The organism is Microbacterium horticulturae (assembly GCF_029094505.1).
GTDB classification, from domain to species: domain Bacteria; phylum Actinomycetota; class Actinomycetes; order Actinomycetales; family Microbacteriaceae; genus Microbacterium; species Microbacterium horticulturae.
In genome coordinates this window covers 2,455,211-2,482,039 of sequence record NZ_CP119108.1, presented here as the reverse complement: position 1 = coordinate 2,482,039, position 26,829 = coordinate 2,455,211, and the positions used below count along the sequence as shown (strand labels likewise).

At 70.4% G+C, this 26,829-nt stretch carries 25 protein-coding genes; 10 read left to right on the top strand and 15 right to left on the bottom strand.

Translation table 11 applies throughout. From position 1 onward, the window contains the following. Window positions 1-9 precede the first annotated feature (9 nt). The 6 genes from PU630_RS11910 to PU630_RS11885 form a co-directional block, all read right to left on the bottom strand. Window positions 10-1,158: a mannitol-1-phosphate 5-dehydrogenase gene (locus tag PU630_RS11910; RefSeq protein ID WP_275277279.1), complete on the bottom strand. Its 1,149-nt coding sequence runs from the start codon at window positions 1,156-1,158 to the stop codon at window positions 10-12. Beyond that, the gene (locus PU630_RS11905) at window positions 1,155-1,595 is read right to left on the bottom strand and encodes a PTS mannitol transporter subunit IIA (RefSeq protein WP_275277278.1); all 441 of its coding nucleotides are present in this window, start codon (window positions 1,593-1,595) and stop codon (window positions 1,155-1,157) included. Before PU630_RS11905 ends, PU630_RS11910 begins: the two co-directional genes overlap by 4 nt. Window positions 1,596-1,688: 93 nt before the next feature. After that, window positions 1,689-3,263: a PTS mannitol transporter subunit IIBC gene (locus tag PU630_RS11900; protein ID WP_275277277.1), complete on the bottom strand. Its 1,575-nt coding sequence runs from the start codon at window positions 3,261-3,263 to the stop codon at window positions 1,689-1,691. A 32-nt stretch (window positions 3,264-3,295) separates the two neighbouring features. Continuing rightward, a complete protein-coding gene (ptsP, locus tag PU630_RS11895; RefSeq protein ID WP_275280097.1) occupies window positions 3,296-4,918 on the bottom strand; it encodes a phosphoenolpyruvate--protein phosphotransferase in 1,623 nt (540 codons plus the stop codon). Between the two features lie 62 nt (window positions 4,919-4,980). Beyond that, window positions 4,981-5,256 (bottom strand): HPr family phosphocarrier protein, encoded by a 276-nt coding sequence (locus PU630_RS11890; protein WP_275277276.1) that lies wholly within the window; start codon window positions 5,254-5,256, stop codon window positions 4,981-4,983. Beyond that, window positions 5,253-5,588, bottom strand: a complete 336-nt coding sequence (locus tag PU630_RS11885) for a PTS sugar transporter subunit IIB (protein ID WP_275277275.1) — start codon at window positions 5,586-5,588, stop codon at window positions 5,253-5,255. Before PU630_RS11885 ends, PU630_RS11890 begins: the two co-directional genes overlap by 4 nt. A 141-nt stretch (window positions 5,589-5,729) precedes the next feature. Here PU630_RS11885 and PU630_RS11880 point away from each other — a divergent pair, with 141 nt between their 5' ends. Further along, window positions 5,730-7,643, top strand: a complete 1,914-nt coding sequence (locus PU630_RS11880) for a BglG family transcription antiterminator (protein WP_275277274.1) — start codon at window positions 5,730-5,732, stop codon at window positions 7,641-7,643. A 132-nt stretch (window positions 7,644-7,775) separates the two neighbouring features. Here PU630_RS11880 and PU630_RS11875 read toward each other — a convergent pair whose 3' ends face one another. From PU630_RS11875 to PU630_RS11860, 4 genes are all read right to left on the bottom strand, one after another. Continuing rightward, window positions 7,776-8,360, bottom strand: coding sequence for a GNAT family N-acetyltransferase (locus PU630_RS11875; protein ID WP_275277273.1), 585 nt, complete (start codon window positions 8,358-8,360; stop codon window positions 7,776-7,778). Between the two features lie 297 nt (window positions 8,361-8,657). Next, window positions 8,658-10,343 (bottom strand): phospho-sugar mutase, encoded by a 1,686-nt coding sequence (locus PU630_RS11870; RefSeq protein ID WP_275277272.1) that lies wholly within the window; start codon window positions 10,341-10,343, stop codon window positions 8,658-8,660. Continuing rightward, the gene (locus PU630_RS11865; RefSeq protein ID WP_275277271.1) at window positions 10,343-11,167 is read right to left on the bottom strand and encodes a purine-nucleoside phosphorylase; all 825 of its coding nucleotides are present in this window, start codon (window positions 11,165-11,167) and stop codon (window positions 10,343-10,345) included. Before PU630_RS11865 ends, PU630_RS11870 begins: the two co-directional genes overlap by 1 nt. A gap of 181 nt (window positions 11,168-11,348) precedes the next feature. Then, window positions 11,349-11,528 carry a WXG100 family type VII secretion target gene (locus PU630_RS11860; RefSeq protein ID WP_275277270.1) on the bottom strand — a complete coding sequence of 60 codons (180 nt, stop codon included), beginning with the start codon at window positions 11,526-11,528 and terminating at the stop codon, window positions 11,349-11,351. Window positions 11,529-11,666: 138 nt separating this feature from the next. Here PU630_RS11860 and PU630_RS11855 point away from each other — a divergent pair, with 138 nt between their 5' ends. Together PU630_RS11855 and PU630_RS11850 are read left to right on the top strand one after the other, a co-directional pair. Then, window positions 11,667-13,124: an NAD(P)H-quinone dehydrogenase gene (locus PU630_RS11855; RefSeq protein WP_275280096.1), complete on the top strand. Its 1,458-nt coding sequence runs from the start codon at window positions 11,667-11,669 to the stop codon at window positions 13,122-13,124. A gap of 2 nt (window positions 13,125-13,126) precedes the next feature. After that, a complete protein-coding gene (locus tag PU630_RS11850) occupies window positions 13,127-14,005 on the top strand; it encodes a hypothetical protein (RefSeq protein WP_275277269.1) in 879 nt (292 codons plus the stop codon). Window positions 14,006-14,025: 20 nt separating this feature from the next. On the opposite strand, the gene PU630_RS11845 is transcribed toward PU630_RS11850, so the two are convergent. The 3 genes from PU630_RS11845 to PU630_RS11835 form a co-directional block, all read right to left on the bottom strand. After that, window positions 14,026-14,601: a hypothetical protein gene (locus tag PU630_RS11845; protein ID WP_275277268.1), complete on the bottom strand. Its 576-nt coding sequence runs from the start codon at window positions 14,599-14,601 to the stop codon at window positions 14,026-14,028. Window positions 14,602-14,660: 59 nt separating this feature from the next. Continuing rightward, entirely contained in the window at window positions 14,661-16,427 is a 1,767-nt protein-coding gene (locus tag PU630_RS11840; protein ID WP_275277267.1) for an acetyl/propionyl/methylcrotonyl-CoA carboxylase subunit alpha, read from the bottom strand. 78 nt (window positions 16,428-16,505) lie between these two features. Beyond that, window positions 16,506-17,153 (bottom strand): Maf family protein, encoded by a 648-nt coding sequence (locus tag PU630_RS11835; RefSeq protein ID WP_275277266.1) that lies wholly within the window; start codon window positions 17,151-17,153, stop codon window positions 16,506-16,508. Window positions 17,154-17,303: 150 nt separating this feature from the next. Between PU630_RS11835 and PU630_RS11830 the strand changes: the two genes are divergently transcribed. The 4 genes from PU630_RS11830 to PU630_RS11815 are packed head-to-tail and all read left to right on the top strand — an operon-like array spanning window position 17,304 to window position 21,602. Beyond that, window positions 17,304-18,605: a class I SAM-dependent RNA methyltransferase gene (locus tag PU630_RS11830; protein ID WP_275277265.1), complete on the top strand. Its 1,302-nt coding sequence runs from the start codon at window positions 17,304-17,306 to the stop codon at window positions 18,603-18,605. 36 nt (window positions 18,606-18,641) lie between these two features. Next, on the top strand, window positions 18,642-19,304 hold the full coding sequence (locus PU630_RS11825) for a response regulator transcription factor (RefSeq protein WP_275277264.1): 663 nt from the start codon (window positions 18,642-18,644) through the stop codon (window positions 19,302-19,304). After that, window positions 19,294-20,541 carry a sensor histidine kinase gene (locus PU630_RS11820; RefSeq protein ID WP_275277263.1) on the top strand — a complete coding sequence of 416 codons (1,248 nt, stop codon included), beginning with the start codon at window positions 19,294-19,296 and terminating at the stop codon, window positions 20,539-20,541. The genes PU630_RS11825 and PU630_RS11820 overlap by 11 nt, the downstream gene beginning before the upstream one ends. Next, complete coding sequence (locus PU630_RS11815; RefSeq protein ID WP_275277262.1) at window positions 20,538-21,602, top strand: hypothetical protein; 1,065 nt, start codon at window positions 20,538-20,540, stop codon at window positions 21,600-21,602. The genes PU630_RS11820 and PU630_RS11815 overlap by 4 nt, the downstream gene beginning before the upstream one ends. Before the next feature lie 416 nt (window positions 21,603-22,018). Here the strand turns inward: PU630_RS11815 and PU630_RS11810 are convergent, their stop codons facing one another. Continuing rightward, entirely contained in the window at window positions 22,019-22,249 is a 231-nt protein-coding gene (locus PU630_RS11810; RefSeq protein WP_275277261.1) for an acyl-CoA carboxylase subunit epsilon, read from the bottom strand. Next, a complete protein-coding gene (locus PU630_RS11805; protein WP_275280095.1) occupies window positions 22,246-23,787 on the bottom strand; it encodes an acyl-CoA carboxylase subunit beta in 1,542 nt (513 codons plus the stop codon). The genes PU630_RS11810 and PU630_RS11805 overlap by 4 nt, the downstream gene beginning before the upstream one ends. A 170-nt stretch (window positions 23,788-23,957) precedes the next feature. Between PU630_RS11805 and PU630_RS11800 the strand changes: the two genes are divergently transcribed. The 3 genes from PU630_RS11800 to PU630_RS11790 all read left to right on the top strand — a co-directional run bounded on the left by PU630_RS11800 (window position 23,958) and on the right by PU630_RS11790 (window position 26,718). Continuing rightward, window positions 23,958-24,758, top strand: coding sequence for a biotin--[acetyl-CoA-carboxylase] ligase (locus tag PU630_RS11800; RefSeq protein WP_275277260.1), 801 nt, complete (start codon window positions 23,958-23,960; stop codon window positions 24,756-24,758). Window positions 24,759-24,998: 240 nt separating this feature from the next. After that, a complete protein-coding gene (locus PU630_RS11795) occupies window positions 24,999-25,535 on the top strand; it encodes a PH domain-containing protein (protein WP_275277259.1) in 537 nt (178 codons plus the stop codon). Between the two features lie 46 nt (window positions 25,536-25,581). Continuing rightward, complete coding sequence (locus PU630_RS11790) at window positions 25,582-26,718, top strand: 5-(carboxyamino)imidazole ribonucleotide synthase (RefSeq protein WP_275277258.1); 1,137 nt, start codon at window positions 25,582-25,584, stop codon at window positions 26,716-26,718. The last annotated feature ends 111 nt before the right edge of the window (window positions 26,719-26,829 follow it).

Below are 26,829 nucleotides of genomic sequence, written 5' to 3'. Positions count from 1 at the left end.
GCAGCCCCGCTACAGCGCAGCCTGGCGCGCGTCGACCACCTCGCGCACACGCGGGTACAGCGGATGCGGCGCAGCCAGCCCGGTCACCTCGGCGGTGAAAGCGTCGGCATCCAGCTCGCGCAGCATGCGCTGCAGGTCGACGGACTGCGGATCTTCGGCGTCGTCGAATGCCAGGGCGGCGCCGATCGCCGCCACCAGTCCGTCGACCGTCAGCCCGCGCTCGGCGGCTTCGGCCGCCGGCCCCACGAACCGTTCGTGCCGCGACAGCTTGCGCAGCGGCTGCCGCCCGACCCGCCACACTGTGTCGGGGAGGGCAGGGTTGCGGAACCGGTTGAGGATCGTCGCCCGGTACTGCGCGAGCTCGTCCGGGTCGAGGCCGTGCTTGGCTGCCAGCAGCGCCGAGGTCTCCTCCAGCGCGGCGGCCACGCGCGCGGCGATGGCGTCGTCGGCCAGCGCCTCCGAGATCTTCTCGATCCCCGCTTGCGCGCCGAAGTAGGCGGTGGTCGCATGCCCGGTGTTGACCGTGAAGAGCTTCCGCTCGATGTACGGTGCGAGCTCGGGCACGAAGTGCGCGCCCGGCAGGTGCGGCGGGTTGTCGCCGAACGGCGGCCGCTCGATCGCCCACTCGTAGAACGGCTCGACCGTGACATCCACCCCCGCGCCCTCCGGCTGGGCGGGCACGATCCTGTCCACGGCGGTGTTCGCGAACACGACCCGATCGGCCAGCGCGTCCCAGTCGTCGGCGGCGACCGCGATGATCTCATCGCGCAGCACGTCGGTCGCATTGATGGCGTTCTCGCAGGCCATCACCTGAAGAGGGGTGGATGCCGCATCTCGCCGCCGCAGTCCTGCCAGCACGAGCGGCGCCACGAACTTCAGAATCGTCGGCCCGACCGCCGTGGTGACCACGTCGGCCGAGGCGACCTCGTCGGCGACCTCGTCGGGGTGCTCGGCCGAGTTGATCGCGCGGAACCCGGTGACGACGGTGTCGCCCCCGCCCTCGCCGACCGCGTGCACGGTGTAGGAGTCGACGGCGTTGATGGCGTCGACGAGAGCACCCGCCACGTCTGAGAAGACGAGCTCGTAGCCGCCCTCGTGCAGCAGCAGCCCGACGAAGCCGCGCCCGATGTTGCCGGCGCCGAAATGGACGGCCTTCATGATTCGTTCACGGTGGCCAGCAGTGCGTACAGCTCTTCGGGCGTCGAGGCGGCCTTGAGCTTCGCGACGTCGTCTTCTTCGGAGAAGAGGATGGCGATCTGCGACAGGATCTCCAAGTGCTCACCGCCCTTGCCGGCGATCCCGATGACGAACGTGACCGGCTCGCCGCCCCAGTCCACGCCGCCGTCGTAGCGGACGACCGAGAGGCCGGATTCGAGGATCGTGTCCTTGGTCTCGTTCGTGCCGTGCGGGATGGCGAGCTCGTTGCCCATGTACGTCGACACGGTCTGCTCACGCTGCTGCATGGCGTCGTAGTAGTCGCTGGTGACGGCGCCGGCCGCCTCGAGGATGTCGGCGGCCTCCTTCATCGCCTGCTCCTGCGTTGCGCCATCGGTGTGGATGCGCACCTGACCGACGGTGAGGACCTCGTGTGCCATGACTCTCGCCTTCCCTTCGTGCTGCTGATCGTTCCGAGGGCTGCGGGGCCGGGGGCTTCACGCCCGCCCGACCCCGCAGCGGTCCGCGGTGTCTTACTGCCCATCCTGGTGCTGCTCGCGCACCAGGTCCACGACCTCGTCGTACTTCGGCGAGTTCATGAAGTTGTCCACCGACACGTGGATCGCCTCGGGCGTGCGCTCGCGAGCGCGGTCGGTGAGCTGGTTCTGCGTGATCACCAGGTCGGCCGAGCCGTCGAGGCTCGCGATGGCCTTGTTGACCACGGTGACCCCTTCGATGCCGGCCTTCTTGATCTTGTTGCGCAGCACGCTGGCCCCCATCGCCGACGACCCCATGCCCGCGTCGCACGCGAACACGATGTTGTTGACGGGACGGGATGCCTGAGCCACCGGGTTCGCGACGTGGACGCCGGCCGCTTCTTCGGCCTCTTGCGCCCCGCTGCGCAGCCCCGACAGCGCGTCCGACGACTTGCCCTTGTTCGACTCGGTCTGGCTGATCGCCGTGCTGAACGTGTCGGTGCCGGCCGCCTCGGCGGCGAGGTCCTTCTTGCGCGACGCGCGCAGGATGATGGCCGCGACGATGAACGTGACCGCTGCCGACAGGATGACCGAGAGGATCACCCCGAGATAGTCGGTCTGGAACGTCTGGGCTATCACCGCGATGATGCTGCCTGGTGCCGCCGGCGCACGCAGACCCGTGTTGAACACGACGTTCGTCGTCACACCGGTCATGCCGCCGAGGATCAGCGCGATGATCAGGGTCGGCTTCATCAGCGCGAAGGGGAAGTACACCTCGTGGATGCCGCCGATGAACTGGATGACCGCGGCACCGGGAGCAGATGCCTTGGCCGCCCCGATTCCGAAGATCGTGAACGCCAGCAGCAGACCGACGCCGGGGCCGGGGTTCGCCTCGAGGAGGAACAGGACCGACTTGTGCGCGGGTCCTGCGGCCTGCTCGAGCCCCAGCGGGGTGAGGACGCCGTGGTTGATCGCGTTGTTCAGGAAGAACACCTTCGCGGGTTCGATGAGGATGCTCGTCAACGGCAGCAGGTGCGCGCTGACCAGCCAGTTCACCGCCGCACTGAGGATGTTCATGATGCCGTTGACGATCCAGGCGATCGGGTAGAAGCCGAGGATGGCCAGCGCGAAGCCCCAGATGCCCGCCGAGAACATGTTGACGAGCATCTCGAAGCCCGCCTTGACCTTGCCCTCCCAGAGCTTGTCGAGCCACTTCATCGAGTAGCCGGCGATCGGAGCCATGATCATCGCGCCGATGAACATGTGGATCTGGCCGAGCTGGTTGTCGGCAGGCTGCGTCAGGTTGTACTGCGCGATCAGATAGTCCGACCCGCTGATCACGCCGAACGTGGCGATCGCGGCGACCACGGCGCCGCGCATGCCGTAGACCATGTGACCACCGGTGTAGGCGATCAGCAGCGGCAGCAGGTAGTGGATCATCGGGCCGACGAGGGTCGACAGCGCCGGCACAGGGGTCCAGCCGACATCGATGAAGAACGCGGTGAAGATACCCCAGGCGATCAGCGCCGGGATGTTCGGCATGATCATGCCGGAGAGGAACGTGCCGAAGCGTTGAACGCCGACGCGGACCCCTCCCTTGCCCGACTTCGCGGGAACGGACGCCGTTGTCATGTCAGTGTCACTTTCTCTCGGGTGGACGGCGGCTATGCCGCCGTGGTTCGGGATGCCGCGGCCTGGGCGGCCGCGCGGGCAGATGCCGCGTCGTTCGCGGCGAGGGCCGCCTCGGCGATGGCACGTGCATCGTCGAGGCTGTGGCCGGACAGCGACATGCGCACGTCGGCCAGGGCCGACGGCGACATCGACAGGCTCGTGGCGCCCAGGCCCACGAGCACGACGGCCAGAAGCGGGTCGGCGGCCGCTTCGCCGCAGATCCCGACGGGTTTGCCGGCGTCACGTCCGGCGGCGCCGACCTCTTTCACGAGGCGCAGCACCGCGGGGTGCCACGGGTCTTGGAACGATGCGACCGAGCCGAGCAGGCGGTCGGCGGCCAGCGTGTACTGCGTGAGGTCGTTCGTGCCGATCGACGCGAAGTCGGCCACCTGCAGGACGCGGTCGGCCAGCAGTGCGCAAGAGGGCACCTCGACCATGACGCCGGGGGTTTTGATGCCGAGCTCGCGGGCCAGTGACGTGAAGTACTCGGTCTCTTCGACGGTGGCGACCATGGGTGCCATGACCCACAGTTCGGCGCCTTCGCCCCGCTCGGTGGTGGCGGCGTCGGCTTGCGCGAGCGCCGTGAGCTGGTCGCGCAGGATCTGCTCGCGCGCCCGCAGCACGCGGATGCCGCGGAGCCCCAGTGCCGGATTCTCCTCGGTGTCGTCGTTGAGGAATGCGAGCGGCTTGTCGGCGCCGGCATCCAGCACCCGCACGACGACCTTGCACCCGGCGAAGCCTGACAGCAGCGTCTCGTAGGCGGCCTGCTGGTCGGCGACCGTCGGCGCTTCGGCGGAGTTCAGGAACAGGAACTCGGTGCGGAACAGGCCCACGCCCTCCGCGCCCAGCTCGCGCGCCGCCGTCGCGTCCTCAGGCTTGCCGAGGTTCGCGAGCAGCGGTACCGCGGTGCCGTCGGCCAGCGCGCCCGCGGTGGGCGGGGCGCAAGTCGCGGCGCGGCGGGCCTCGGCGCGTGTGGTCGCCTCCGCTATCTGCTCGGGGCTCGGGTCGGTCACCACGGCGCCGGCTGCGGCATCCACGATCACCGTCTCGCCCTCACTCAGCGACGCGGCCTCCGCGACGCCCACCACCGCGACGATCGACTTCTCACGCGCGAGGATCGCGGTGTGCGAGGTCGGTCCACCCTCGGTCGTGACCACGGCGAGCACCTGGTCGAGATCGAGCAGTGCCGTGTCGGCGGGGGAGAGGTCGCGGGCCACGAGCACGAAGGGATGCCCGGGGTCGGGCACGCCGGGAGCGGCGATCCCCGCCAGCCGAGCGAGCACGCGCTGCGCCACATCACCCAGATCAGCAGCGCGCTCGCCGAGGTAGCCCCCCATCTCGGCGAGCGTCTGCTGGAATGATCCGAAGGCGTCGTGCACGGCCCGCTCGGCCGTCTTCCCCCCGGCGATGCGGTCGTCGATGTCATCCGCCAGAGACGGGTCCTCGGCCATCATCGCCTGCGCTTCGAGCACTTCCTGCGCGGTCCCCCCGGCATGCTCTCCGCGTTCCTCGAGCTCACGGGCCACGGCCGAAAGGGCCTCGTGAGCACGTCCCTTCTCCTCATCCGCAGCGCGGGTGCTCGGCTCGTCGGCCGGCGCCGGCAGGGGTTCTGCCATCCGCGCCACGGGGCCGGACGCGACGCCCAGCCCGACTCCCACTCCGGCAAGCGTGGCCACGGTCACTCCGCGTCGTGGTCGGTCGCGAGCAGCTCGCTGAGGGAGTCGATGACACCCTCGGCGCCGTCGCCGTCGGCCGTCAGGGTGACCTCGTCGCCCTGGTCGATGCCCAGCGAGATCACGCCGAGGATGCTCGCCGCGTTCACCGGCTTGGCGTCGCCCTTGGCGATGGTCACCGGGATTGCGGCGTCCTTCGCCGCCTGTGCGAACATCTTCGCGGGGCGCGCGTGCAGTCCGTGGGCGGAGCCGATCCGCACTGTCCTGGTCACCTGGCTCATGAGGGGTTCCTCTCGTCGTTGGCGGTCATGGGCGTCACAGCGGCCTCGGCCAGCGCGAAAGCGCGCTCGCCGTCCCGGTCGCCGAAGATGTCGTCGGGCAGCATCGCGACGTGCACGCCGCGGGATGCGGCATCCCGTCGCACGTCGTCCATGCGGTCGGCCAGGTGCGGGCCGACCAGCAGCACGTCGGTGCCGTCCAGGCAGTCGGGGTAGGAGGACAGCCCGGCCGCATGCGCAGTGTGGTCGAGGCCTCGCGTCGCGATGGCGCCGCGCAGGCGCTGGGCGACGAACGTGCTGGACGCGCCGGCCCCGCACATGACGGTGATCCTCATCGGTCATCCTCCTGCCAGCCATTGTGGTGGGGTCCTGCGTGTGGGACAACCACTTCTGTTTCCGCAGGGGCGGAAAGCGCGTCGGGCATGGTTGACTGGATCCGCGGCATGCGCCCCTCCGTGCCGCGAGGAGCGGCCACGATGACCAGAGCGCGACAGGATCGCCTGCTGGCGCTTCTTGTGCGCCACGGCGACTGGGTGACCGCCGGCCGGCTCGCCGACGCGTTGGGAGTGACCCCCCGCAGTGTGCGCTCGTACGTGACCGCGCTGAACGGACGGGTCACGGGGGGAACGGCGGTCGAGTCGGGCCCGCAGGGGTACCGCGCGGGTGCCGATGCCGGGTCAGCGTTGAGTGTGCCGATGGTGGATGCCGCGGCCCCGCGCGACCGGCTGCACGCGCTGATCCGCGCACTGCTCGACGCGGCGGACGGCATCGATGTGCACGAGACGGCCGGGCGCCTGCACGTGTCGGAGGCCACTGTCGAAGCCGATCTCGGCCGCGTGCGGTCGCTGCTGACCGGTACGACCTTGGTGCTCTCGCGGTCGGGCCCGCGCGTGCGGATGCACGGGGCCGAGAGTGCGCAGCGCCGGCTGCTCAGCCGCCTGGTGCACGAGGAGATGGATGCCGCGGCCTTCGACGCGCACGGTATGAGACGCGTACTCGGCGAGGACTCGCTGGGCGCCGACGTGCACGGGTCGTTCGAGACCGCGCTGCGGTCGGCGCTGGGCTCGCGTGGCTACTTCATCAACGAGTTCGGCATCGCCGACGTGCTCATGCACATTGCGATCGCGGCGGACCGGGTCGCACACGGGCGCGCGCTCGACACTGTGGCCGAGCCCAGCGGCGAGGACGCCGACGAGATCGCCGACCTCGTGGGCGCGCTCGTCGAGGAGCACCTGGGTGTGAGCCTCGGGCGCGGCGACCGCCAGCACCTGGCCATGCTGATCCTGACCCGGGTCGTCACGCCGGGGCCGGCCGTGGCATCCGCTCCGCTTCTGGATCCCGAGGTCGAAGACGCCGTCCGCGATCTGGTGACGGCGGCGGCCGAGGAATTCCTCGTCGACCTCGCGCACGAGGACTTCATCCGGCGCCTGGCGATGCACGTGCAGAACCTGCGCCGTCGCGCCCAGGCCGACGCCTGGTCGCGTAACCCGCTGGCGCGGTCGCTCAAGTCGACGTATCCGATGATCTTCGACATCGCCGTGTCGATAGCGGGTGGGCTGGGCGAGCGGCTCGGCATGACGCTGCCCGACGACGAGATCGCGTACATCGCGATGCACGTGGGCGGGCGCCTCGAGCGCAGCCGCCGCGCCGAGCAGCTGCTGACCGCGACCATCGTGTGCCCCGGGTACTACGAGCTGCACGAGCTGCTGCGCTCGTCGGTCGACCGTTCGCTCGGACAGGCCATCGAGATCGTCGACCTGCAGACGCGGATGGACCCCGACTGGGCCGCGATCGACACCGATCTCGTGCTCACGACCGTCGACGCGCCGCCGGCGGTGGAGCGGGCGGTGCGCATCCAGCCGTTCCTCACCGACGCCGACGTCGAGCGCGTGCAGGCGGCGGCCTCGCGCATCCGCCGTGGCCGCAGACTCGCGCGGCTGCGCCGCGAGCTTGAGCGCTACTTCGACCCAGCCGCGTTCACGCCGTCCCTGGCGGCGGCCGCCGAAGAAGACGTCATCAGGAGCCTGGGGGCCAAGCTTGTGGGGCTCGGGGTGGTCGACGACGACTACGTGGAGCGCTCGATCGAGCGCGAGCGCCTCTCGTCGACCGCGTTCACCGACGCGCTGGCCGTGCCGCACGCGATCGGCATGACCGCGTCGCGCACCGTGATCGCGGTGGGTATCGCCGACCCGTCGATGCGGTGGGGCGACTCACGGGTGCAGGTCGTGGCGATGGTCGCGTTTTCAGAGGCCGACCGCGAGGCGTTCCAGACCGTGTTCGAGCAGCTCGTCGAGGTCTTCAGCGAGCACGAGTCGGTCGCGCGCATCGTGCGCCGGGCGAAGGGCTTCTCGTCGTTCCTCGATGAGCTCGTCGCTGTCATCGACGGGTAGCGCCGCGCGCGGCGGCGTCCCGACCCTGGGCGGGCCGGCGACGAGGTGGGCTTTGGGACTCACCGTCGGGCGCGAGTCATCAAGACGAGTGGATGCCGCGGGCCGCGGCATCCCGCCCCGGCGGACGGTGCGTCAGTACCGTTCGAGCCTGGCGAGCAGCCCGCGTCGCACGGCCGACCACTCGTGGGGAAGGATCGAGTACATCACGGTGTCGCGCAGCGTGCCGTCGGCCATGATGCGGGCGTTGCGGCGCACGCCGTCGAGCTTGGCGCCGAGGCGCTCGATCGCGGCCCGCGACTGGCGGTTGTGCCAGTGCGTGCAGAACTCGACGGCGATCGCGTCGCACTGCTCGAACGCGTGCGTGAGCAGCGCGAGCTTGGCGGCCGTGTTGACCTCGGTGCGCTGAGTCTCGATGCCGAGCCAGGTGTAGCCGATCTCGACGTGGCGGTTCGGCTGATCGATGTTGCAGAAGCTCGTCATACCGACGATGCGGCCGGTGGCCAGGCGTCGCACGGCGAACGGGTTCATGCTCCCTTCGTCGCGCCGGCGAAGGCGCTGCGCGATCTCGACGGGAACGTCCGACGGCGCGGGCACGCTCGTATACCAGGCGGTCTCGAGCCCGACCGCGGCCTCGGCGAGGTCGCCGGCGTGCGCCTCGCTGAGCGGCTCGAGCCGGACGAACGGGTTCTCCAGGGTGACGCTCTGCGCGAATTCCACGCACCGATCCTATTGCGCGAGGTCGTACGTGTTTGCGCGAGGTCGTACGTGTTTACGCGAGGTCGTACCTGTTCTCGCGAGGTCGTACGGTGGCGTGGCTACGACCTCGCGGGTTTGGCTACGACCTCGCGGGTTTGGCTACGACCTCGCGGGTTTGGCTACGACCTCGCGGGTTTGGCTACGACCTCGGGGGTTTGGGTACGACCTCGCGGGTTTGGCTACGACCTCGCGGGTTTGACTACGACCTCGCGGGTTTGGCTACGACCTCGCGGGAAGCGCGGGTCAGCGTAGCGCGGGTCAGCGCGCGTGCGCGTCGAGCAGCGCCGAGACCGCATCGCGGAGCGCCGCGAGACGGGATGCCGCATCCGCGGCGTCGTCGCCCTGCACATCCAGGTACGCCTTGAGCTTCGGCTCGGTGCCCGACGGCCGCACGAGCACGCGCCCGGCACCGGTGAGCCGCAGCCGCAGCATGTCGGTCGGCGGCAGCCCTTCGAGGCCGGCGGCGAAGTCGTCCACTCCTTCGACCTCGACCGTGCCCAGGCGGAACGGCGGGTCGGCCCGCAGGCCTGCCATGATCTTGCCGATCACCGACAGGTCGTCGACCCGCAGCGACACCTGGTCGCTCACGAACGCGCCGAACGTCTCGTCGAACTCCTCGAGCAGTTCGGCGAGCGTACTGCCCTCGGCGCGCGCTTCGGCGGCCAGGTGCAGCACCGCGACGGCGGCCGAGATCCCGTCCTTGTCGCGAACGACGTCGGGGTCGACGAGATATCCGAGCGCCTCCTCGAAGCCGTACAGCAGCCCCGGGGAGCGCGAGATCCACTTGAAGCCGGTCAGCGTTGCGTGGAACGCGAGCCCGTAGTGCTCGGCCACCGCCCGCAGCCCCGGCGACGAGACGATCGAGCACGCGAGCGAGGCGCCGGCCGCGGCATCCACCGCCGCTGCGGCGCGTGCAGCACGCCAGCCCAGCAGCAGGCCGACCTCGTTGCCGCCCAGGCGGCGCCATCCACCCTCCGCGTCCGAAGACGGGATGCCGACGGCCAGACGGTCCGCGTCGGGGTCGTTTGCGATCACGAGGTCGGCATCCGCCTCGCGTGCGGTCTCGAACGCGAGGTCCATCGCCCCGGGCTCTTCGGGGTTCGGGAACGCCACTGTCGGGAACGCGCCGTCGGGCTCGATCTGCGCCGGCACGGTGACGGGCTGCGGGTAGCCGGCAGCCTCGACCACGCGCGAGGCGGTCTCCCACCCCACGCCGTGCATGGCGGTGTATACCCAGCGCAGCCCCTCGGCCCCGTCGGGTGCCGGACCGACGGCGGCGGTGGCCCCCACATAGTCGTCGAAGAGCGCTTCGGCCGCGACCTCATAGCCCGTGGAGCGGGGCAGCTCGCTGACGGGCTGTTCGTCGGCCACGCGCTGGATGTGCGCGGCGATCTCGGCGTCTGCGGGAGCGACGATCTGCGACCCCTGATCTTCGCCGCCGAGATACACCTTGTACCCGTTGTCGTCGGGAGGGTTGTGGGATGCCGTGACCATGACCCCGGCGTCGGCCCCGAGGTGACGCACCGCGAACGCGAGCACCGGTGTGGGCAGCAGCCGCGGGAGCAGGATCGTGCGCAGCCCCGCACCGGCGAACAGCTCGGCAGAGTCGGTGGCGAACACCTGCGAGTTTCGGCGGCCGTCATATCCGATGACGACGGTGGGCGGGGCGTCCGGCCCGCCCTCCTCGTTCAGATAACTGGCGAGCCCTGCGGCCGCCTGCGCCACGAGCACCCGGTTCATGCGCGTGGAACCCGCGCCCAGCCTGCCGCGCAGACCGGCCGTGCCGAACACGAGCCGGCCGTCGAACCGGTCGGCGAGATCGGCCTGCGCGTCGGCGTCGCCAGAGCTCGCCTGATCGATGAGCGTGCGCAGCTCGGCGCGGGTCTGTCCGTCCGGATCCTGAGCCAGCCACGCCTGTGCACGTTCGAGAACGTCGTCGTCCATCAGATCGCCTCCACGACCCGAGCCAGCAGCCCTGAGATCACCGGCTCGGCCTCGCGGCCCGCCTGCAGCACCTCTTCATGGCTCAACGGCGTGGTCTGGATGCCGGCGGCCAGGTTCGTGATGAGCGAGAACCCCAGCACCTCCATGCCGGCCTCGCGCGCGGCGATCGCCTCGAGAGCCGTCGACATGCCGACGATGTCACCGCCGATGATGCCGGCCATGCGCACCTCGGCCGGTGTCTCGTAGTGCGGCCCGCGGAACTGGCAGTACACGCCCTCGTCGAGCGTCGGGTCGATCGTGCGCGCGACGTCGCGCAGGCGCTTCGCATAAAGGTCGGTGAGGTCGACGAACGTGGCGCCTTCGAGGGGGGATGCCGCGGTCAGGTTGATGTGGTCGCTGATGAGCACCGGCTTGCCGGGGGTGTAACCACGGTTCACCCCGCCGGCCCCGTTGGTCAGCACCATGACCGAAGCGCCCGTGGCGGCCGCGGTACGCACCGAGTGCACCACCCGGCGCACGCCGTGCTCCTCATAGAAGTGCGTGCGCGCACCGATGACGAGCACACGCTTACCGGACGGGGTCAGGATGCTGCGCAGAGTGCCCGGGTGTCCTTCGAGCGCCGGCTTGCTGAAGCCGGTGACCTCGGTCGCCGGGATCGTCGTGGTCGTCTCGCCGACGAGTTCGGCGGCCTTGCCCCAGCCGCTGCCGAGGGTCAGGGCGATGTCGTGCCGTTCCACGCCGGTCAGGCGCGCGATGTCGGCGGCGGCGGTGCGGGCGACCTCGAACGGATCGGCGCTCGGGTCATCCAGCGGATTGTCGATCATCCCCCCACGGTAGCGCCGGCCACCCCCATCCGCGAGACGCGCAGGCGCCCCCGGTCGCGCCGAGGCCGAGGTCGTACCTTAATCCGCGAGGTCGTACCCGTCTTCGCGAGGTCGTACCTTATTCCGCGAGGTCGTATGTGTCGCGCCGAGGTCGCACCCGCGGCGCGGGCTTACCCGCGCGTCAGCGCGCCCAGATTTTCGCCTCGCGCTGATCGTGCTCGCGGAAACGCGTGTTGCCCTCGCGCGTGATGCGACCCAGCTCATGGGCGATCTTGGTCAGCTCGCGCATCGAGGCGTCCCACTTGCGGTGTGCGTCGGCATAGGCGGCCTGCGTTTCGCCGGTCCACCGTTGGGCCAGCACACTGGCGGTACATGAGGGCCTTTACGAGCGCGAAGAGTCGAGCGTCCATCCTTTCACGAGGTCGCCGTCGGTCGCGAAACGGAGCGGGTGGAACCCCTCGTGGCGGCCGGTTTCCGCGAGCGGGGGATGCCTGAGAGAATGGAGTTCATGTCGTTGAGTTTCGAGCGCACCCAGTCCGTCGCGGTCCTCGGCGGAGGCCCCGGCGGCTACGAGGCAGCCCTTGCGGCGGCCCAGCTCGGCGCCGAAGTGACGCTCGTCGAGCGCGCCGGCGTGGGCGGATCGGCCGTGATCACCGACGTCGTGCCGTCGAAGAGCCTGATCGCCACCGCCGACGCGGCCGTGTCGATCGCGCAGGCGTCCGACCTGGGCGTGCAGCTGTTCGCGAAGGGCAAGGAGGGCAAGCCTCTCAAACCCGAGATCGCCATCAACCTCGCCGCGGTCAACCACCGGCTTCTGTCACTGGCGCGCCAGCAGTCCGACGACATGCGCGCGGCCCTGATCGAGGCGGGCGTGCGCATCGTCTCGGGCCACGGCCGGCTCGAGGGGCGCAACGCCATCGTCGTGTCGACGGCCTCCGACGGCACCGACTTCGACCGGGTCGAGGCCGACACCCTGGTCGTGTCGGTCGGCGCCGCACCGCGCGAACTGCCCAGCGCGCTGCCCGACGGCGAGCGCATCCTCACCTGGACGCAGCTGTACGACATGAAGCGGCTGCCCGAGCATCTCATCGTCGTGGGATCGGGTGTGACCGGCGCGGAGTTCGCCGGTGCCTATATGAACCTGGGTGCCGAGGTCTCGCTCGTCTCCAGTCGCGAGCAGGTTCTGCCGGGCGAAGACAAGGATGCCGCGGCCGTCCTCGAGAAGGTGTTCAAACGTGGCGGCATGCACGTGCTGTCGAAGTCACGTGCCGAGAAGGTCGTCAACACGGGCGACGGTGTCGAGGTGACCTTGACCGACGGTCGGGTCGTCGCGGGCAGCCACTGCCTCATGGCCGTCGGCTCTGTGCCCAACACGGCCGGCATCGGCCTGGAGGACGCGGGCGTGCAGATGACCGACTCGGGGCACATCCAGGTCAACCGGGTGGCCCGCACCTCCGTCCCCAACATCTACGCGGCAGGGGACTGCACGACGTTTGTGCCCCTGGCGTCCGTCGCCTCCATGCAGGGGCGCACGGCAGTCTTCCACGCGCTCGGGGACGTCGTCATTCCACTCGAGCGTCGCCGGATCGCGTCCAACATCTTCACCGCGCCCGAGATCGCCACGGTCGGCTGGCAGGAGGCCGACATCGAGGCGGGGCTGATACACGGCACCGTGCACAAGCTGCCCCTGTCGGCGAACCCGCGCGCGAAGATGATGGGTATCAAGGACGGCTTCGTCAAGATCATCGCCCGCACCGGCAGCGGCACGGTCGTCGGCGGGGTCATCGTCGGCCCGCGCGCCTCGGAGATGATCTATCCCATCGCGATCGCCGTCGAACGACGGCTGTCGGTCGATCAGCTCTCTCGCGTGTTCGCCGTGTACCCGTCGCTGTCGGGCGTGATCACCGATGTCGCCAACGCGATGCACGTGACCAACCTGCCCGGCGCAGAAGCCTGAGCGTGTCGGCCGATTCGGCGCAGACCGAGCACGCGCTGCCCGTGGCTTGGCCGCAGGCCTGGGGTGCGCGTCACCCGCGGCGCCCGGGGGCAATGCTGGGCATCGGCGTGGCGCTGCTGCTGATCGCGATGGTGATGGCTGTGACCGCGCCGGGCCACGCGACCCGGGGATGGTCGGCCCTCGTCTTCGCTCTGTTCGCGTTCACGGCGCTCGCCGTCTATGCCCGCGCGCCGTTCGCGCACGGGAAGCCGCAGATGATCAATGCGGTCACGCTCACCCGCGCGCGCGTGGCGCCGCCCGACTCGTGGGTGCACTTCACGCGCGAACGGCGCACCGGGATGATGCTGCTGATCGTCTTCGCCGTGTGGGGACTCGTGTTCGCCGCTGCCACCGTCGCGGCTGTCGTCATCGGTGTGACCGGGCGTCCGCAGGCACTGGGGGGAGCGGTCATCACCGCGCTGGTCGCAATCGCCTTCCTGTACGGCGCGGTGCGGGGCGTCATCGCCGAGTACCGGCTCGACTCGTTCGGCCGGCGCCCGGTGGGGATCAGCTTCGGTCCCTCCGGCGTCGCGGTGCTGCGCGTGAGCGACCCCGTCTACATCCCGTGGGACGCCATCCGATCTGTGCAGCCTGATGTCACCACTCCGCGCCGCGGTGATCCGATGCCGCTCATCCGCATCCACGCCGACCCGCGGCGCGTGCTCACCGCGGACGGTGACGAGGTGCCGGGAGCGATCACGCTCTCGCCGGGCGCCGTGCGCCTGCACCCGCACGTGCTCTGGACGGCCCTGCGGGTGTGCCGCGACTCACCCGAAGAGCGCGCGAAGCTCGGCACGACGTTCGGGCAGCAGATGCTCGAGGAGTGGTGCGCGGCCGTCTGACCCGCGACATCCGCTCTCGGTCAGGGGCCCTGGGTGACGTCGTCGGGGTCGATGCGCACGTCGAAGGCGCCCGGCTGACCGTGGCTGTCGAGGTGCACCGACAGGCCCGGAGAATCGGTGGTGATGTCGAGAAGGGCCGTCACTGGGCAGTCGATATCGTGCGCAGTGGCAGGCCCGGTCTCGAATGCCTTGCCGTCGGCCGACATCACCGACGTGACTGATGACATCGTCACCGTCAGGGTGATCGCTCCCGCACACGACACGACGACGAAGTGGTGCCCGGCCTTCGCCGACTCGTCGGTGTCGCCCACCGTGACGACACCGCCGGGCGGGCCGAACGACCCCCAGTACGAGCTCGTGGCATCGCCATCGCCCGTGCCGTCGAAATACCCCTGCCACGGATCAGCCGGAGCCGCGGGTGCTGTCGCGGCGGGCTCTGTCGGCTCAATCGCCGCCGGGCCCGCAGGCGTCGATGACCGCCGTGCCACGGCCCGTGCACTCGCGACATCGTCTTCGAAGCTCGGGGTGGGTGCGCATGCGCTGATCGCCACGCACGCAATCAACGCCGCGGCGATGCTCAGAAGCGCGCGGGGCATGCGATGAGCCTAGCGAAGCCGCGGCCTGACCTGCGGCATCCGTCCCCCGTAATGCGTCGCTACGCGATCGTCAGCAACTGGTGGCCGGCCGAGACCGTCGTGCCCGGCGTGGCATTGATCGCGGTGACCACGCCGTCTTTGTGGGCCTGAATGGGCTGCTCCATCTTCATCGCCTCGAGCACGAGCACCAGATCGCCCTTGACGACCTGCTGGCCCTCTTCGACGGCGACCTTGACGACCGTCGCCTGCATGGGCGACTTCACGGCGTCACCGGACGCCCCGGCGCTGGCGACCGTCGCGTGCGAGCGGCGCGAGGGTGGCGCGACGGCCGGGCGGCCGGCGGCGATGGGAGCGGCGGCGATGCGGTCCGGCAGGCTGACCTCGAGGCGCTTGCCGCCGACCTCGACGACGACCGTGTGCCGCGTCTCGGTCGGCTCGGGGTCGCCGATCTCGCCGTCCCACGGCGGAATGTCGTTGTCGAACTCGGTCTCGATCCAGCGCGTGTGCACGCCGAAGACGCCGTCCTCGGCCGTGAAGGCCGGGTCGCGCACGACCTTGCGGTCGAACGGCAGCACCGTGGGCAGACCGCCCACCTCGAACTCGTCAAGGGCGCGACGGGCGCGCTCCAGTGCCTCGGCACGGTCGCGGCCGGTGATGATGATCTTGGCCAGCAGCGAGTCGAAGGCCCCGCCGACGACGTCGCCGGCGGTCACGCCGGAGTCCAGGCGCGTGCCGGGACCGCCGAACGTCTTGAAGACCTTGACCGGTCCGGGCTGGGGGAGGAACCCGCGGCCCGGGTCCTCGCCGTTGATGCGGAACTCGAAGGAGTGGCCGATAGGCGCCGGGTCACCGTAGTCGAGCGTGCCGCCCTCGGCGATGCGGAACTGCTCGCGCACCAGGTCGAGCCCGGTGACCTCTTCGGAGACGGGATGCTCCACCTGCAGGCGCGTGTTCACCTCGAGGAACGACACCGTGCCGTCGGCGCCGATGAGGAACTCGCACGTGCCCGCGCCGACGTAGCCGACCTCGCGCAGAATCGCCTTCGATGACGAGTAGAGCACGTCGCGCTGCTCGTCGGTCAGGAACGGGGCCGGGGCCTCTTCGACGAGCTTCTGGTTGCGGCGCTGCAGCGAGCAATCGCGCGTGGAGACGACGACGACGTTGCCCGCGGCATCCGCCAGGCACTGCGTCTCGACGTGACGCGGCTTGTCGAGGAACTTCTCGACGAAGCACTCGCCGCGGCCGAACGCCGTGACCGCCTCGCGGGTGGCCGACTCGAACAGCTCGGCGACCTCGTCGAGCTCGCGGGCGACCTTCAGACCGCGCCCGCCGCCGCCGTAGGCGGCCTTGATGGCGATCGGCAGGCCGAATTCGCGGGCGAAGGCGACGACCTCATCGGCACCCGAGACGGTGCCCTGGGTGCCGGGGGCGAGCGGCGCGCCGACCTTCTCGGCGACGTGACGCGCGGTGACCTTGTCGCCGAGTGCCTCGATAGCGTCGGGCGTAGGGCCGATCCAGACGAGCCCGGCGCCGATGACGGCGCGGGCGAACTCGGCGTTCTCGGCGAGGAAGCCGTAACCCGGGTGCACGGCGTCGGCGCCGGAACGGCGCGCGACAGAGAGGATCTTGTCGATCGACAGATACGTCTCGGCGCTCGTGGCGCCTTCGAGGGCGTATGCCTCGTCGGCGAGCTTGGCATGCAGGGCGTCGCGATCCTGATCTGCGTACACGGCGACGGATGACTTTCCGCTGTCGCGTGCGGCACGGATGATGCGTACGGCGATCTCGCCGCGGTTCGCGATGAGCACCTTGGCGATTTCAGGCATGGACTTCAGCCTACCGAGCGTGTTCGGCGCTCTTTTGACTGCACCGCACAAGATAGCGATGGATTTGTGTAGGACGATCTACGAGGACGTCCACGTATCCGTCCACCGCACACCCAGCTCTCGCACGAGCCGGCGCAGCGTCGACAGCGACATGCCGACCACCGTGGACGGGTCGCCGTCGACCCGATCGATGAACGGGCCGCCCAGGCTGTCGATCGTGAAAGCGCCCGCGACCAAGAGCGGTTCGCCGGTGGCCACGTACGCGGCGATCTCGTCATCGGTCACGTCGGCGGCGAAAGTCACGGATGCCTCGGCCGACGCATGTGCTTCGACCGGCGACGCACCCGGCTGCAGCCGATAGATGCTGTGCCCCGAGTGCAGGATGCCGGTGCGTCCGCGCATCTGCTGCCAGCGGGCAGTGGCGACCTCCGGCGTGTACGGCTTGCCGAGGATCTGCCCGTCCAGCACGAACATCGAGTCACCGCCGATCACGAGCCCGTCGAACGATGGGTCGTCCGCTGCGACGCGCGCCGCGACATCCGCCGCCTTCCGGCGGGCGAGCAGCAGCACGTATTCCGCGGGCTCGAGCGGGCGGTTCTCCGCAGCCTCCACCGCGGCGATCACGGCCTCTTCGTCGACGTCGGGCGCGACGGTTTCGGGATCGATCCCGGCCTGCCGCAACAGCATCAGACGGGCGGGGGACGTCGAGGCCAGGCACACGCGCATGGGTCAACGGTAGCCGTGTGTTGTCGACATGCTGAAGCGCCACTTCGGCCCCCGTGCGGTGCTCGATGCGCTGATTCAGCATGTTGAACGCACACGTTCGGCCCGCAAGGCGCCCAGCCGGAGCGCATCCGGGTGTGAAACGATCGGAAGATGCAACCCGGCGATCACATCGAGCTCGACATCACCTCCGTCGCCCATGGCGGGGTGTTCGTCGGGCGGCACGAAGGGCGCGTCGTGTTCGTGCCCGACGCGATCCCGGGAGAGCGGGTGCGGGTGCAGCTCACGCAGACCGGCGAGAAGTCGTTCTGGCGCGGCGAGACCGTCGAGGTGATGGATGCCTCGGCTCACCGCCGTCCGCATGTGTGGCGTCAGGCGGACGTCGAGGTTCCGCCCGAGCGCCGACCCGGCGGCGCCGACTTCGGGCACATAGCGCTCGACCACCAGCGCGCGCTCAAGCTCGAGGTGCTGCAGGACGCCCTGCAGCGCATGGGCGGAGTCGACCTGCCCGTGCGGATGGTGACGATCGACGGCGACGACGGCAGCCGCTGGCGTACGCGGGTCAGCCTGCACGTCGACGACGAGGGGCGCGTGGGTCCGTATGCGGCGCGCAGCCACCGTGTCATCGAGGTCGACGACCTTCCGCTGGCGACCGAGGCGATTGCGCGCACCGCCGCGGATGTGGCACCCGAGGCTCCCGGGCGCATCGATCTCGTCGAGCCCGCCGACGGCCGGGTGCGGGTGCTCGCGCGTCCGCGCCACGACAAGCGCGTCGGCAAACACGACAAGGGCGACGAGAAGCGTCACCGCGGCCCGGGCGCCACGCGCCGCGCGGCCCCCGCGAAGCGCCGCAATCCGGCGCGCGAGGTCGTTGTCGAGCGCGTCGGCAGCCGCGAGTTCCTCGTCGACGCCGGCGGCTTCTGGCAGGTGCACCGCGGTGCCGCCGCCGCTCTCACCGATCTTGTGCGGCAGACACTGCCCGCGCTCGATCCCGACGCCTTGCACCTCGACCTGTACGGCGGCGTGGGGCTGTTCGCCGCAACGCTGGGCGAGGCGGGTGCGAGCCGCATCGTCAGCGTCGAGTCCGACGCGCGCGCCACCGAGCACGCGGGCGAGAACCTTGCCGAGTGGGTGGGCGCCCGCGCCGAGACCGGGCGCGTCGACCGCTGGCTGCCGCAGTTCCGCGAACAGGCAGGCGAGCGCGACCTCGCGCGCCTGCGCAGTGGCGTGGTGGTGCTCGATCCGCCGCGCTCGGGCGCCGGCGGCGATGTCGTGCGCGAACTCGTGACCCTGGGTCCGGCATCCATCGTCTACGTCGCCTGCGACCCGGTGGCGCTCGCCCGTGACCTGACGACCTTCGGCGAGGGCGGGTACGCGCCGGCCTCGGTGACCGCGGTCGACCTCTTCCCGAATTCGCATCACGTGGAGGCCGTCACGCTGCTGACCCGCGTCTGAGCCTGCCGGCGCGGCGCGTCGCGCTACCCTGATGGCATGACGCGAGTGGCCCTGATCGACGACCACGAGTCCGTCCGCTTGGGCCTGGAGGCCGCATGCGCGCGGGCCGGTGACATGGACGTCGTCTTCTCGGGCAGTTCGGTGACGGCCTGCCTCGAGTGGCGAGCCCGCACGGGCGCCGCCCCCGCCGATGTCGTGGTGCTCGACTTGACGCTCGGCGACGGCACCACCGTCACCGAAAACGTGCACGCGCTGGTCAGCGACGGCTCGAGCATCATCATCCACAGCGTCGCCGACCGGCCCGCAGCGGTGCGCGAGGCACTCGCCGCGGGCGCTGCGGGCATCGTCAGCAAGTCATCGCCGATCGACGAGGTCATCTCGGCCGTGCAGGCCGTGGCCAGCGGCGAGCCGCTGAACAACGTGGAATGGGCCAGCGCCGTCGACGGCGACCGCGCCTTCGCTGACGCGCAGCTGTCGGCACGCGAGCGCGAGGTCCTGCGGCTGTACGCCACGGGCCTGCCGCTGAAGATCGTCGCCGACCGGCTGGGCATCGCCTACTCCACGGCCAAAGAGAACATCACGCGTGTCCGCGTCAAGTACGTCGACGTCGGACGACCGGCCCCCACGAAGGTCGACCTGCTACGCCGAGCCGTCGAAGACGGCATCCTGACCCCCATCGAAGACGCCGGTGACAGCTGACAGCGACAGGGCCGCGATCGATGCGGCGTGGCGACGCGTTCCGCGTTCGCCGGAGAGCGTCGCGCGCGTCGGAGCGTTCACCCGCACCCGGGTGGAGCGCATCCTCTCCCTCGTCATCGCCGTCGGCTGCGCCGTCCTCGGCGTGCAGGGGCTGATCACGTCCCTGAACACCACCGCGGAGCGGTCGGAGTGGCATCCGGCGATGGAGCTCATCGTCTTCCTCCCGCTCGGGCTGATGCTCATGGCGTGCGTGGTCGGACGGTTCCAACGCGCGCTGGCCGCCATCTTCGTCGTCATCTATACGGCGGCGCTGGTGATCTGGCCGGTGGCGGCCGCCGGGGTGCCCAGCGAGCCCGAGGTCGAGCCGTGGATCTTCTTCCTGCTGAACGTCGCCACCGTCGCCGCGGTCCTCGCGTTCCCGCTGGTGTGGCAGATCGTCTGCGCGGTGGTGATCCCGGTGCTGTGGGGGGTGGTCCGCCTGATCCAGGCAGGCTTCGACCCCCGCTACGCGATCCCGGTCGTGCTCGACGTGTCGTTCGCACTGATCCTCGGCGGCATCCTGGTGGCACTGGGGTGGATGCTGCGCTCGGTCGCCACGAATGTCGACACCGCCCGCGCGAAGGCGGTGTCTTCGTATGCGGCCGCCGCAGCGGCGGAGGCCACCGAGCAGGAGCGGGTGGCCGTGGGAGCGCTCATGCACGACAGCGTGCTGGCTGCGCTCATCGCCGTGGAGCGTGCCCATACCGACCGCGAGCGCACGCTGGCGGTCGGCATGGCCCGCGAAGCACTGACCCGCCTGGCCAATGCCGAGTCGGACGCGGGCATGGGCTCGGAGGCACCTGTCGACGCGGAGACCATCGCGCACGAGATCGAGGTGTCGGCGGCCGAGACCGGATCGGGCCTGCGCGTCGAGCGGTCGCAGCTCGACGGCGTCCGGCTACCCGGTGTCGTCGCACGCGCACTCGCCCTGGCGGCGACCCAGGCGATCACGAACGCTGTGCAGCATGCCGACGGCGCAGGGCTGCGCGTGGCCGTGCACTGTGAGCGCGAGCCGGTGCGGGTGACCGTGCGTGTCTCGGATTCCGGCGCCGGCTTCGACCCCGACGCCGTGCCCGCCGACCGACTGGGGATCCGCGCGTCGATCCACGCGCGTGTGGCGGCCGTGGGCGGCCGCGCCCGGATCTCGTCGGGCTCCGGCGGCACCCGGGTCACGATGGAATGGGCGGACACGGCATGAAGATGACAGTCCGCGGCATCCTCACCGCGCTCGCCACGGCGTTCGCGGTGTATCTCGCGACGCGCAGCCTGGTGTGGGCCGGCGGCCGCGTCGAGCATCCGGCGCTGGCGCTGGCGATGACCGGTCTCTACTTCGTGGTCATCGTGTTCTCGCTGTTCGTCGAGGGGCGGCCGGTGGCCGCGCGCGGTCTGCTCAGCGACGGCGTGCTCACCGCCGGGCGCCGCGGCCCGACACGGATGCCCGTGTGGGTGTGCGGCGTCGTGCTGCTCGCTGCAGCGGTCATCCCGAACGCCGCCGCCGCGGCGCTGGCGCCGGGGTCACGCACGACGTCGTTCGGCACCTGGTACGTGGGAGGCATCGGCCTGCTCATGATGGTGACGATGGTGCGGCGGCGACCGTGGGTCGCGTGGGCGGGCATCGTCTTGCTCGCGGCCTCGACCATCGTCTGGCTGGGGCTGCTGCCGGCGTTGACGCTCGGCCTCATCGGCTCGGCGATGTGGGTCCTGGCTTCGCAGCTGCTGCTCATGTCGATGGACCGTGCGGCGCTCGATGCCGCACGGCTCTCCGAGCTGCAGCGCGCCGCCTCGGCGTGGCGGGCCGCGCAGCAGAGCCGGCAGCGGGAACGCCGCATCCAGGTGCAGCGGGCGCTCGCGGTGGCCGGGCCCATCCTCTCGCGCGCGATCGAGCAGGCGGGTCTGCTCGACGAGCGCGAACGCACCGAGGCGCGCATCGCCGAGGGACAGCTGCGCGACGAACTGCGTGGCGCACGGCTGCTCGACGACGGCGTGCGGGCGGAGTTGGATGCCGCGCGCCGGCGTGGTGCGACCGTGTCGGTGCTCGACGAGGGCGGGCTGGAGGGCCTGAGCGACGACGAGCTGCTGCGGATCCGCACCGAGCTCGCCGCGGCCGTGCACGACGCGGTGTCGCAGCGCCTGTACATCCGATCGTCGACGCACCCCGAGATCGCGGTCACGGTTGTGGGACGCTCGGCTGCCGGCTCGCTGCCCGACGAAGACAGCGTGGACCTCTGGCGCGAGATCGTCCGCCCCGCGCGCGGCTGAGCCGCGGCATCCCGCCCTCTCAGCCGCCCGCGCGCGCTCTCCGCCCGCCCGCCCCGGGCCGCCCAAGACAGTGAGAGAACAACTGATGGACGAGGATGCGGTTGTTTCCCTATCTCTCGGCCGCCAGCTGTTCCCTCACCGATCGGTAGGTGCTGCGCGGATGCCGGAGCGAGGAGAGTGGATGCCGTGGCCAGGCGCGCGGGCCAAGAGAAAGGAGAGGGGCGGCGAAGCCGCCCGCCCCTCTCCTGTGTGGACAGTTACCCGAAAACCGTCCACGGTGGCCGAACCTGTGCTCATCTACCCTGGATGAGCAGGTCAGCCGAACGCAGAAGCGTTCCAGCACATCCAGTATGCGTGAGCCGCAAGAGCCCGTCTGTAGGTATTTTGGGGGACACGATCCCCGCATCTGCGGCCGGTCAGGCGGTGAAGTTGCGCCAGCCGAGCTCGCGGCGCAGCGGCCGGCGAAGGCTGCGCGAAGAGATCTCCCAGGGGCTGCGCCGACCGCACTCCGTTGCGGTGGCCGACTCTTCCTCGCGCGCGTACGCCTCGCTCACGACGGCGATGAGCGCCGCGAGTTCGACGTCGGTCGGATTCCCACGCACCACGTCGATCTGCGGCGGTGCGCCCGTGACGTCCCCCGAGGTCATAGCGGGATGTTACCGTGCTTCTTCGCGGCCGGCGTCACGCGCTTGCCGCGGAGCGCGCGCAGCGACTTCGCGATGAACACGCGGGTCTGTGCAGGCTCGATGATGCTGTCGAGCTCGCCGCGCTCGGCGGCCAGGAACGGCGAGGTCACCGAGTAGGTGTACTCGTTGGCCAGACGCGCACGTACGGCCGCGACATCCTCACCCGCCTCTTCGGCGCGCTTGAGCTCGCCGCGGTACAGGATGTTGACGGCGCCCTGCCCGCCCATCACCGCGATCTCGGCGGTCGGCCACGCGACGTTGACATCGGCACCGAGCTGCTTCGATCCCATGACGATGTAAGCCCCGCCGTATGCCTTGCGCAGGATGACGGTGACCAGCGGCACCGTCGCCTCGGCGTACGCATACAGCAGCTTCGCGCCGCGGCGGATCACGCCGGTCCACTCCTGGTCGGTGCCGGGCAGGTATCCGGGCACGTCGACGAGCGTGACGATCGGGATCGAGAACGCGTCGCAGAACCGCACGAAGCGGCTCGCCTTCTCACCCGCGTCGATGTTGAGGGTGCCGGCCATCTGGTTGGGCTGGTTCGCGATGATGCCGACCGAACGGCCCTCGACGCGGCCGAAGCCGATCGTGATGTTCGGGGCGAACAGCGGCTGCACTTCGAGGAACTCGCCGTCGTCGACGACATGCGCGATCACCTGGTGCATGTCGTACGGCTGGTTAGGCGAGTCGGGGATGATCGTGTTGAGGAACCGGTCGGCGTCGGTGGTCTCCCACTCGAAGCCGCTCTCGTACACCGGCACCTCGGCGAGGTTGTTGTCGGGCAGGAACCCGAGCATCGTGCGCGCGTAGTCGATCGCGTCGTCCTCGTCGTCGGCGAGGTAATGCGCGACGCCCGAGCGGGTGTTGTGCGTGAACGCGCCGCCGAGCTCCTCCATGCCGACGTCTTCGCCGGTGACGGTCTTGATGACGTCGGGGCCGGTCACGAACATCTGGCTGGTCTTGTCGACCATGATGACGAAGTCGGTGAGGGCCGGCCCGTACACGGCGCCACCGGCGGCAGGCCCCATGATGATCGAGATCTGCGGGATGACGCCCGACGCGGCGGTGTTCAGCCGGAAGATCTCACCGTACTTGCCGAGGGCCACGACGCCCTCCTGGATGCGCGCGCCGCCCGAGTCGAGAATGCCGATGATCGGCACGCCGTTGCGCAGCGCCAGCTCCATGACCTTGATGATCTTCTCGCCCGACACCTCGCCCAACGACCCGCCGAAGGTGGAGAAGTCCTGCGCGTACACAGCGACCGTGCGGCCGTGGATCGTGCCGACCCCCGTGACGACCGAGTCGCCGTAGGGACGTGCCTTCTCCATGCCGAACGTGGTCGTGCGGTGGCGCACGTACTCGTCGATCTCGGTGAACGAGCCGGTGTCGAGCAGCATCTCGATGCGCTCGCGGGCTGTGTTCTTGCCCTTGGCGTGCTGCTTGCTCTGCGCCTTCGCCTCGGCATCGGTGACCGCTTCCTGGAAGCGGGCGCGCATGTCGGCGATCTTTCCGGCGGTCGTGGTCAGGTCCGGTTCGGTCACGCATTCCACCCTAACGACGGCCGCCCGGGATCTGTGAGAGACACTGCACAACGGGTTGCGGCATCCCCTGTCGATTCACACCAGTGCGCGCGGGGTGGTGGATGCCGCGGGCCTATCGTGGGGGCATGACTGACGCCTACCCGCGCATCGCCAGTGTGACCCCGCGGCTGCGGGTCGTGGCATCCACCGGCTCGACGAATGCGGATGCCGTGGCCGGGGCCGCGGCGGATCCCGTGGGCTGGCCGCACCTGGCGGTGCTGCTGACGGCCGACCAGCGGTCGGGGCGCGGGCGGCTCGACCGCACCTGGACCACCCCCGCAGGCGCGGCGCTGGCGGTGTCGGTGCTGGTGCGCATTCCGCGGATCCCGGTCGAGCGGCGCGGGTGGGTGCCGCTGGCCGCCGGCGCCGCGATGACGCGAGCGGTGGGTGCGCAGCTGCGAGGATCCGGCCACACCGTCGGCCTGAAGTGGCCCAACGACGTGCTCGTGGACGGCGGAAAGATCTGCGGCATCCTCGCATCGGTCGTCCCCGGCGAACCGGACGCCGTCGTCATCGGCTCGGGTGTCAACACCCGGATGCGCGCCGAAGACCTGCCCGTGCCCACGGCGACCTCGTTCGCGGCCCTGGAGCGTGAGGTGGACGAAGACCAGCTCATCGCCGATTACCTCGTGGCGCTCGACGAGCAGCTGTCTGCGCTCGCCCGCGGGGGAGCGGGCGCGTCCGGTGTGCGCGGCGAGGTCGAGGCGCTCTGCCTGACCCTGGGGTCGGACGTGCGCGTGTCGATGCCGAACGGCGAGGTGCTGCTCGGGCGCGCGCAGCGCCTGGACGACGAGGGCCGCCTGGTCGTCGCCGCCGGCGCCGACGAGACCGCCGTGTCGGCCGGCGATGTCGTGCACGTGCGGCCGGATGCGGCATCCCGCCCCTGACCGCGAGAGAACACCTGCCGACCGAGGGTGCGGGTAATACCCGTTCCCTCGGCGCGCAGGTGTTCTCTCGGCGATCAGGCGGCGCCTGCCATGCGGTGAGAGTGCAGTGGGTTGCCGAGAGATAGGGAAGCAACCGCTTCTTCGTCCACCAGTTGCACTCTCACCGCCGGGGCGACGCGGGGCGTCATGCGGCGCGGCGCGGATACCCGCGATGTCGGCGGTGTCCGTCAGAATGGGAGCATGACGCAGCCGACGAGCATCGGGGGCCGGCCTCTCACGCCGGCGCCGGGAATGCCGACGCCCGAGCTGCGCATCGCGCGCATCCGGCCGCACGCCCGGCGTCTCATCTGGTCGGCCCTCGTGCTCATCGCGGTGGCCGGCGCGACCGGGTACTTCTACGACAACCTGCCCTCGCCGTTCGAGAACTGGATGCTCATCGCCGCCGCGGCGGTCATCGTGTTGCTGCTGGTCGTGCTGCCGTTCGCGGCGTGGCGCGGTCACATCTACCTGCTGACCACCGAGCGGGTCATCGAACGCCGCGGCGTGATGGTCACGCACCGGCGTGAGCTCGCTCACGCCCGCGGGTACACGATCACCCTGCGCCGCGGCATCCTGCAGCGTCTGTGGGGAACGGGCACACTCGTCCTCTCCAACGGCATCGAGGCGCCGCTGCTGCTGCACAACATCCCGCGGCCGGCGCTCGTGCACGAGGTGCTGGTCGACCAGGTCGAGGTGAACCAGATCCTCGCGCACCGCGACAGCCAGCTGCCCGGCTGACCCGCGCGCCGCGTGCGGCAGAATGGAGCACGACGGAAGGACGCGGATGACCCTGCGAGTCGGAGTGGTGGGCGGCGGCCAGCTGGCCCGGATGATGATCGCCCCGGCGGTCGAGATCGGCATCGAGCTGAGCGTGCTCGCCGAGCAAGAGGGCATGGCGGCGAAACTCGCGGCGTCTGCCGTCGGCGATTATCACGATGAGCAGACCGTGCTCGACTTCGCTCGTGGCGTCGACGTCGTCACCTTCGACCATGAGCACGTGCCGCAGCCGGTGCTGCGTGCGCTCGTCGATGCGGGGGTGGCCGTGCACCCGGGTCCCGACGCGCTGCAGTACGCGCAAGACAAGCTCGCCATGCGCGCCCGGCTCGACGAGCTCGGGATGCCGCAGCCCGACTGGGCAGCCGTGTCCGATGTCGCGCAGCTGCAGGCGTTCCTCGACGACCACGGCGGTCGCGCGGTCGTAAAGACCCCGCGCGGCGGTTACGACGGCAAGGGCGTGCGCGTCGTGTCGGTCGCGACCGAGGCCGAGGACTGGTTCGCCGCCCTCGCCGAAGACGCGCACGGCGGGGCGCTGCTGGCTGAAGAGCTCGTCGACTTCCGCCGTGAGCTGTCGCAGCAGGTGGCCCGCCGCCCCTCCGGCCCGGTCATGGCGTACCCGGTCGTCGAGACCGTGCAGCGTGACGGCGTGTGCGCCGAGGTCATCGCGCCCGCACCGCACATCAGCACGCGCCTGGCCGAGGTCGCCGGGCAGGTCGGCGTCGCTATCGCCGCGGGCCTGGAGGTGACCGGGATGCTGGCGGTCGAGATGTTCGAGACGACCGATGACCGCGTGCTGGTCAACGAGCTGGCGATGCGCCCGCACAACTCCGGCCACTGGTCGCAGGACGGCGCCGTGACCAGCCAGTTCGAGCAGCACCTGCGCGCGGTGCTCGACCTGCCGCTGGGCGACCCCGCGCCGCGCCAGCCGTGGGCGGTCATGGTGAACATCCTGGGCGGACCCGCCGAGGGCTCGATCGACGCGCGGTTCGCCGAGGTCATGGCCGAACACCCCGACGTCAAGATCCACACGTATGGCAAAGACCCGCGCCCCGGCCGCAAGGTCGGGCACGTGAACGCCGTGGGCGACGACCTCGACGATGTCGTCTACGACGCCCGCGCCGCGGCCGCCTTCTTCGCCGACTGACGGTAAAGCGCGGTTCATCCCGTGCCGTTGCGGGGATCTTCCAGACACTCGCCCTAGCCTTGACGAGTGACTCAGCCTCTGCACTCGTCATCATCGCCCCTGGTCGGAGTC

Bases quoted from the DNA above. Each gene is read 5' to 3' on its own strand.
- PU630_RS11905 (WP_275277278.1), bottom strand. From the start codon at position 1,595: ATGGCACACGAGGTCCTCACCGTCGGTCAGGTGCGCATCCACACCGAT.
- PU630_RS11835 (WP_275277266.1), bottom strand. From the start codon at position 17,153: ATGCGCGTGTGCCTGGCCTCGACGTCCCCCGCCCGTCTGATGCTGTTG.
- PU630_RS11870 (WP_275277272.1), bottom strand. From the start codon at position 10,343: ATGGACGACGACGTTCTCGAACGTGCACAGGCGTGGCTGGCTCAGGAT.
- PU630_RS11830 (WP_275277265.1), top strand. From the start codon at position 17,304: ATGCAACCCGGCGATCACATCGAGCTCGACATCACCTCCGTCGCCCAT.
- ptsP (WP_275280097.1), bottom strand. From the start codon at position 4,918: ATGGCAGAACCCCTGCCGGCGCCGGCCGACGAGCCGAGCACCCGCGCT.
- PU630_RS11840 (WP_275277267.1), bottom strand. From the start codon at position 16,427: ATGCCTGAAATCGCCAAGGTGCTCATCGCGAACCGCGGCGAGATCGCC.
- PU630_RS11790 (WP_275277258.1), top strand. From the start codon at position 25,582: ATGACCCTGCGAGTCGGAGTGGTGGGCGGCGGCCAGCTGGCCCGGATG.
- PU630_RS11885 (WP_275277275.1), bottom strand. From the start codon at position 5,588: ATGAGGATCACCGTCATGTGCGGGGCCGGCGCGTCCAGCACGTTCGTC.
- PU630_RS11810 (WP_275277261.1), bottom strand. From the start codon at position 22,249: ATGACCTCGGGGGACGTCACGGGCGCACCGCCGCAGATCGACGTGGTG.
- PU630_RS11900 (WP_275277277.1), bottom strand. From the start codon at position 3,263: ATGACAACGGCGTCCGTTCCCGCGAAGTCGGGCAAGGGAGGGGTCCGC.
- PU630_RS11815 (WP_275277262.1), top strand. From the start codon at position 20,538: ATGAAGATGACAGTCCGCGGCATCCTCACCGCGCTCGCCACGGCGTTC.
- PU630_RS11805 (WP_275280095.1), bottom strand. From the start codon at position 23,787: ATGCGCGCCCGCTTCCAGGAAGCGGTCACCGATGCCGAGGCGAAGGCG.
- PU630_RS11825 (WP_275277264.1), top strand. From the start codon at position 18,642: ATGACGCGAGTGGCCCTGATCGACGACCACGAGTCCGTCCGCTTGGGC.
- PU630_RS11855 (WP_275280096.1), top strand. From the start codon at position 11,667: ATGGAGTTCATGTCGTTGAGTTTCGAGCGCACCCAGTCCGTCGCGGTC.
- PU630_RS11865 (WP_275277271.1), bottom strand. From the start codon at position 11,167: ATGATCGACAATCCGCTGGATGACCCGAGCGCCGATCCGTTCGAGGTC.
- PU630_RS11845 (WP_275277268.1), bottom strand. From the start codon at position 14,601: ATGCCCCGCGCGCTTCTGAGCATCGCCGCGGCGTTGATTGCGTGCGTG.
- PU630_RS11800 (WP_275277260.1), top strand. From the start codon at position 23,958: ATGACTGACGCCTACCCGCGCATCGCCAGTGTGACCCCGCGGCTGCGG.
- PU630_RS11880 (WP_275277274.1), top strand. From the start codon at position 5,730: ATGACCAGAGCGCGACAGGATCGCCTGCTGGCGCTTCTTGTGCGCCAC.
- PU630_RS11890 (WP_275277276.1), bottom strand. From the start codon at position 5,256: ATGAGCCAGGTGACCAGGACAGTGCGGATCGGCTCCGCCCACGGACTG.
- PU630_RS11910 (WP_275277279.1), bottom strand. From the start codon at position 1,158: ATGAAGGCCGTCCATTTCGGCGCCGGCAACATCGGGCGCGGCTTCGTC.
- PU630_RS11795 (WP_275277259.1), top strand. From the start codon at position 24,999: ATGACGCAGCCGACGAGCATCGGGGGCCGGCCTCTCACGCCGGCGCCG.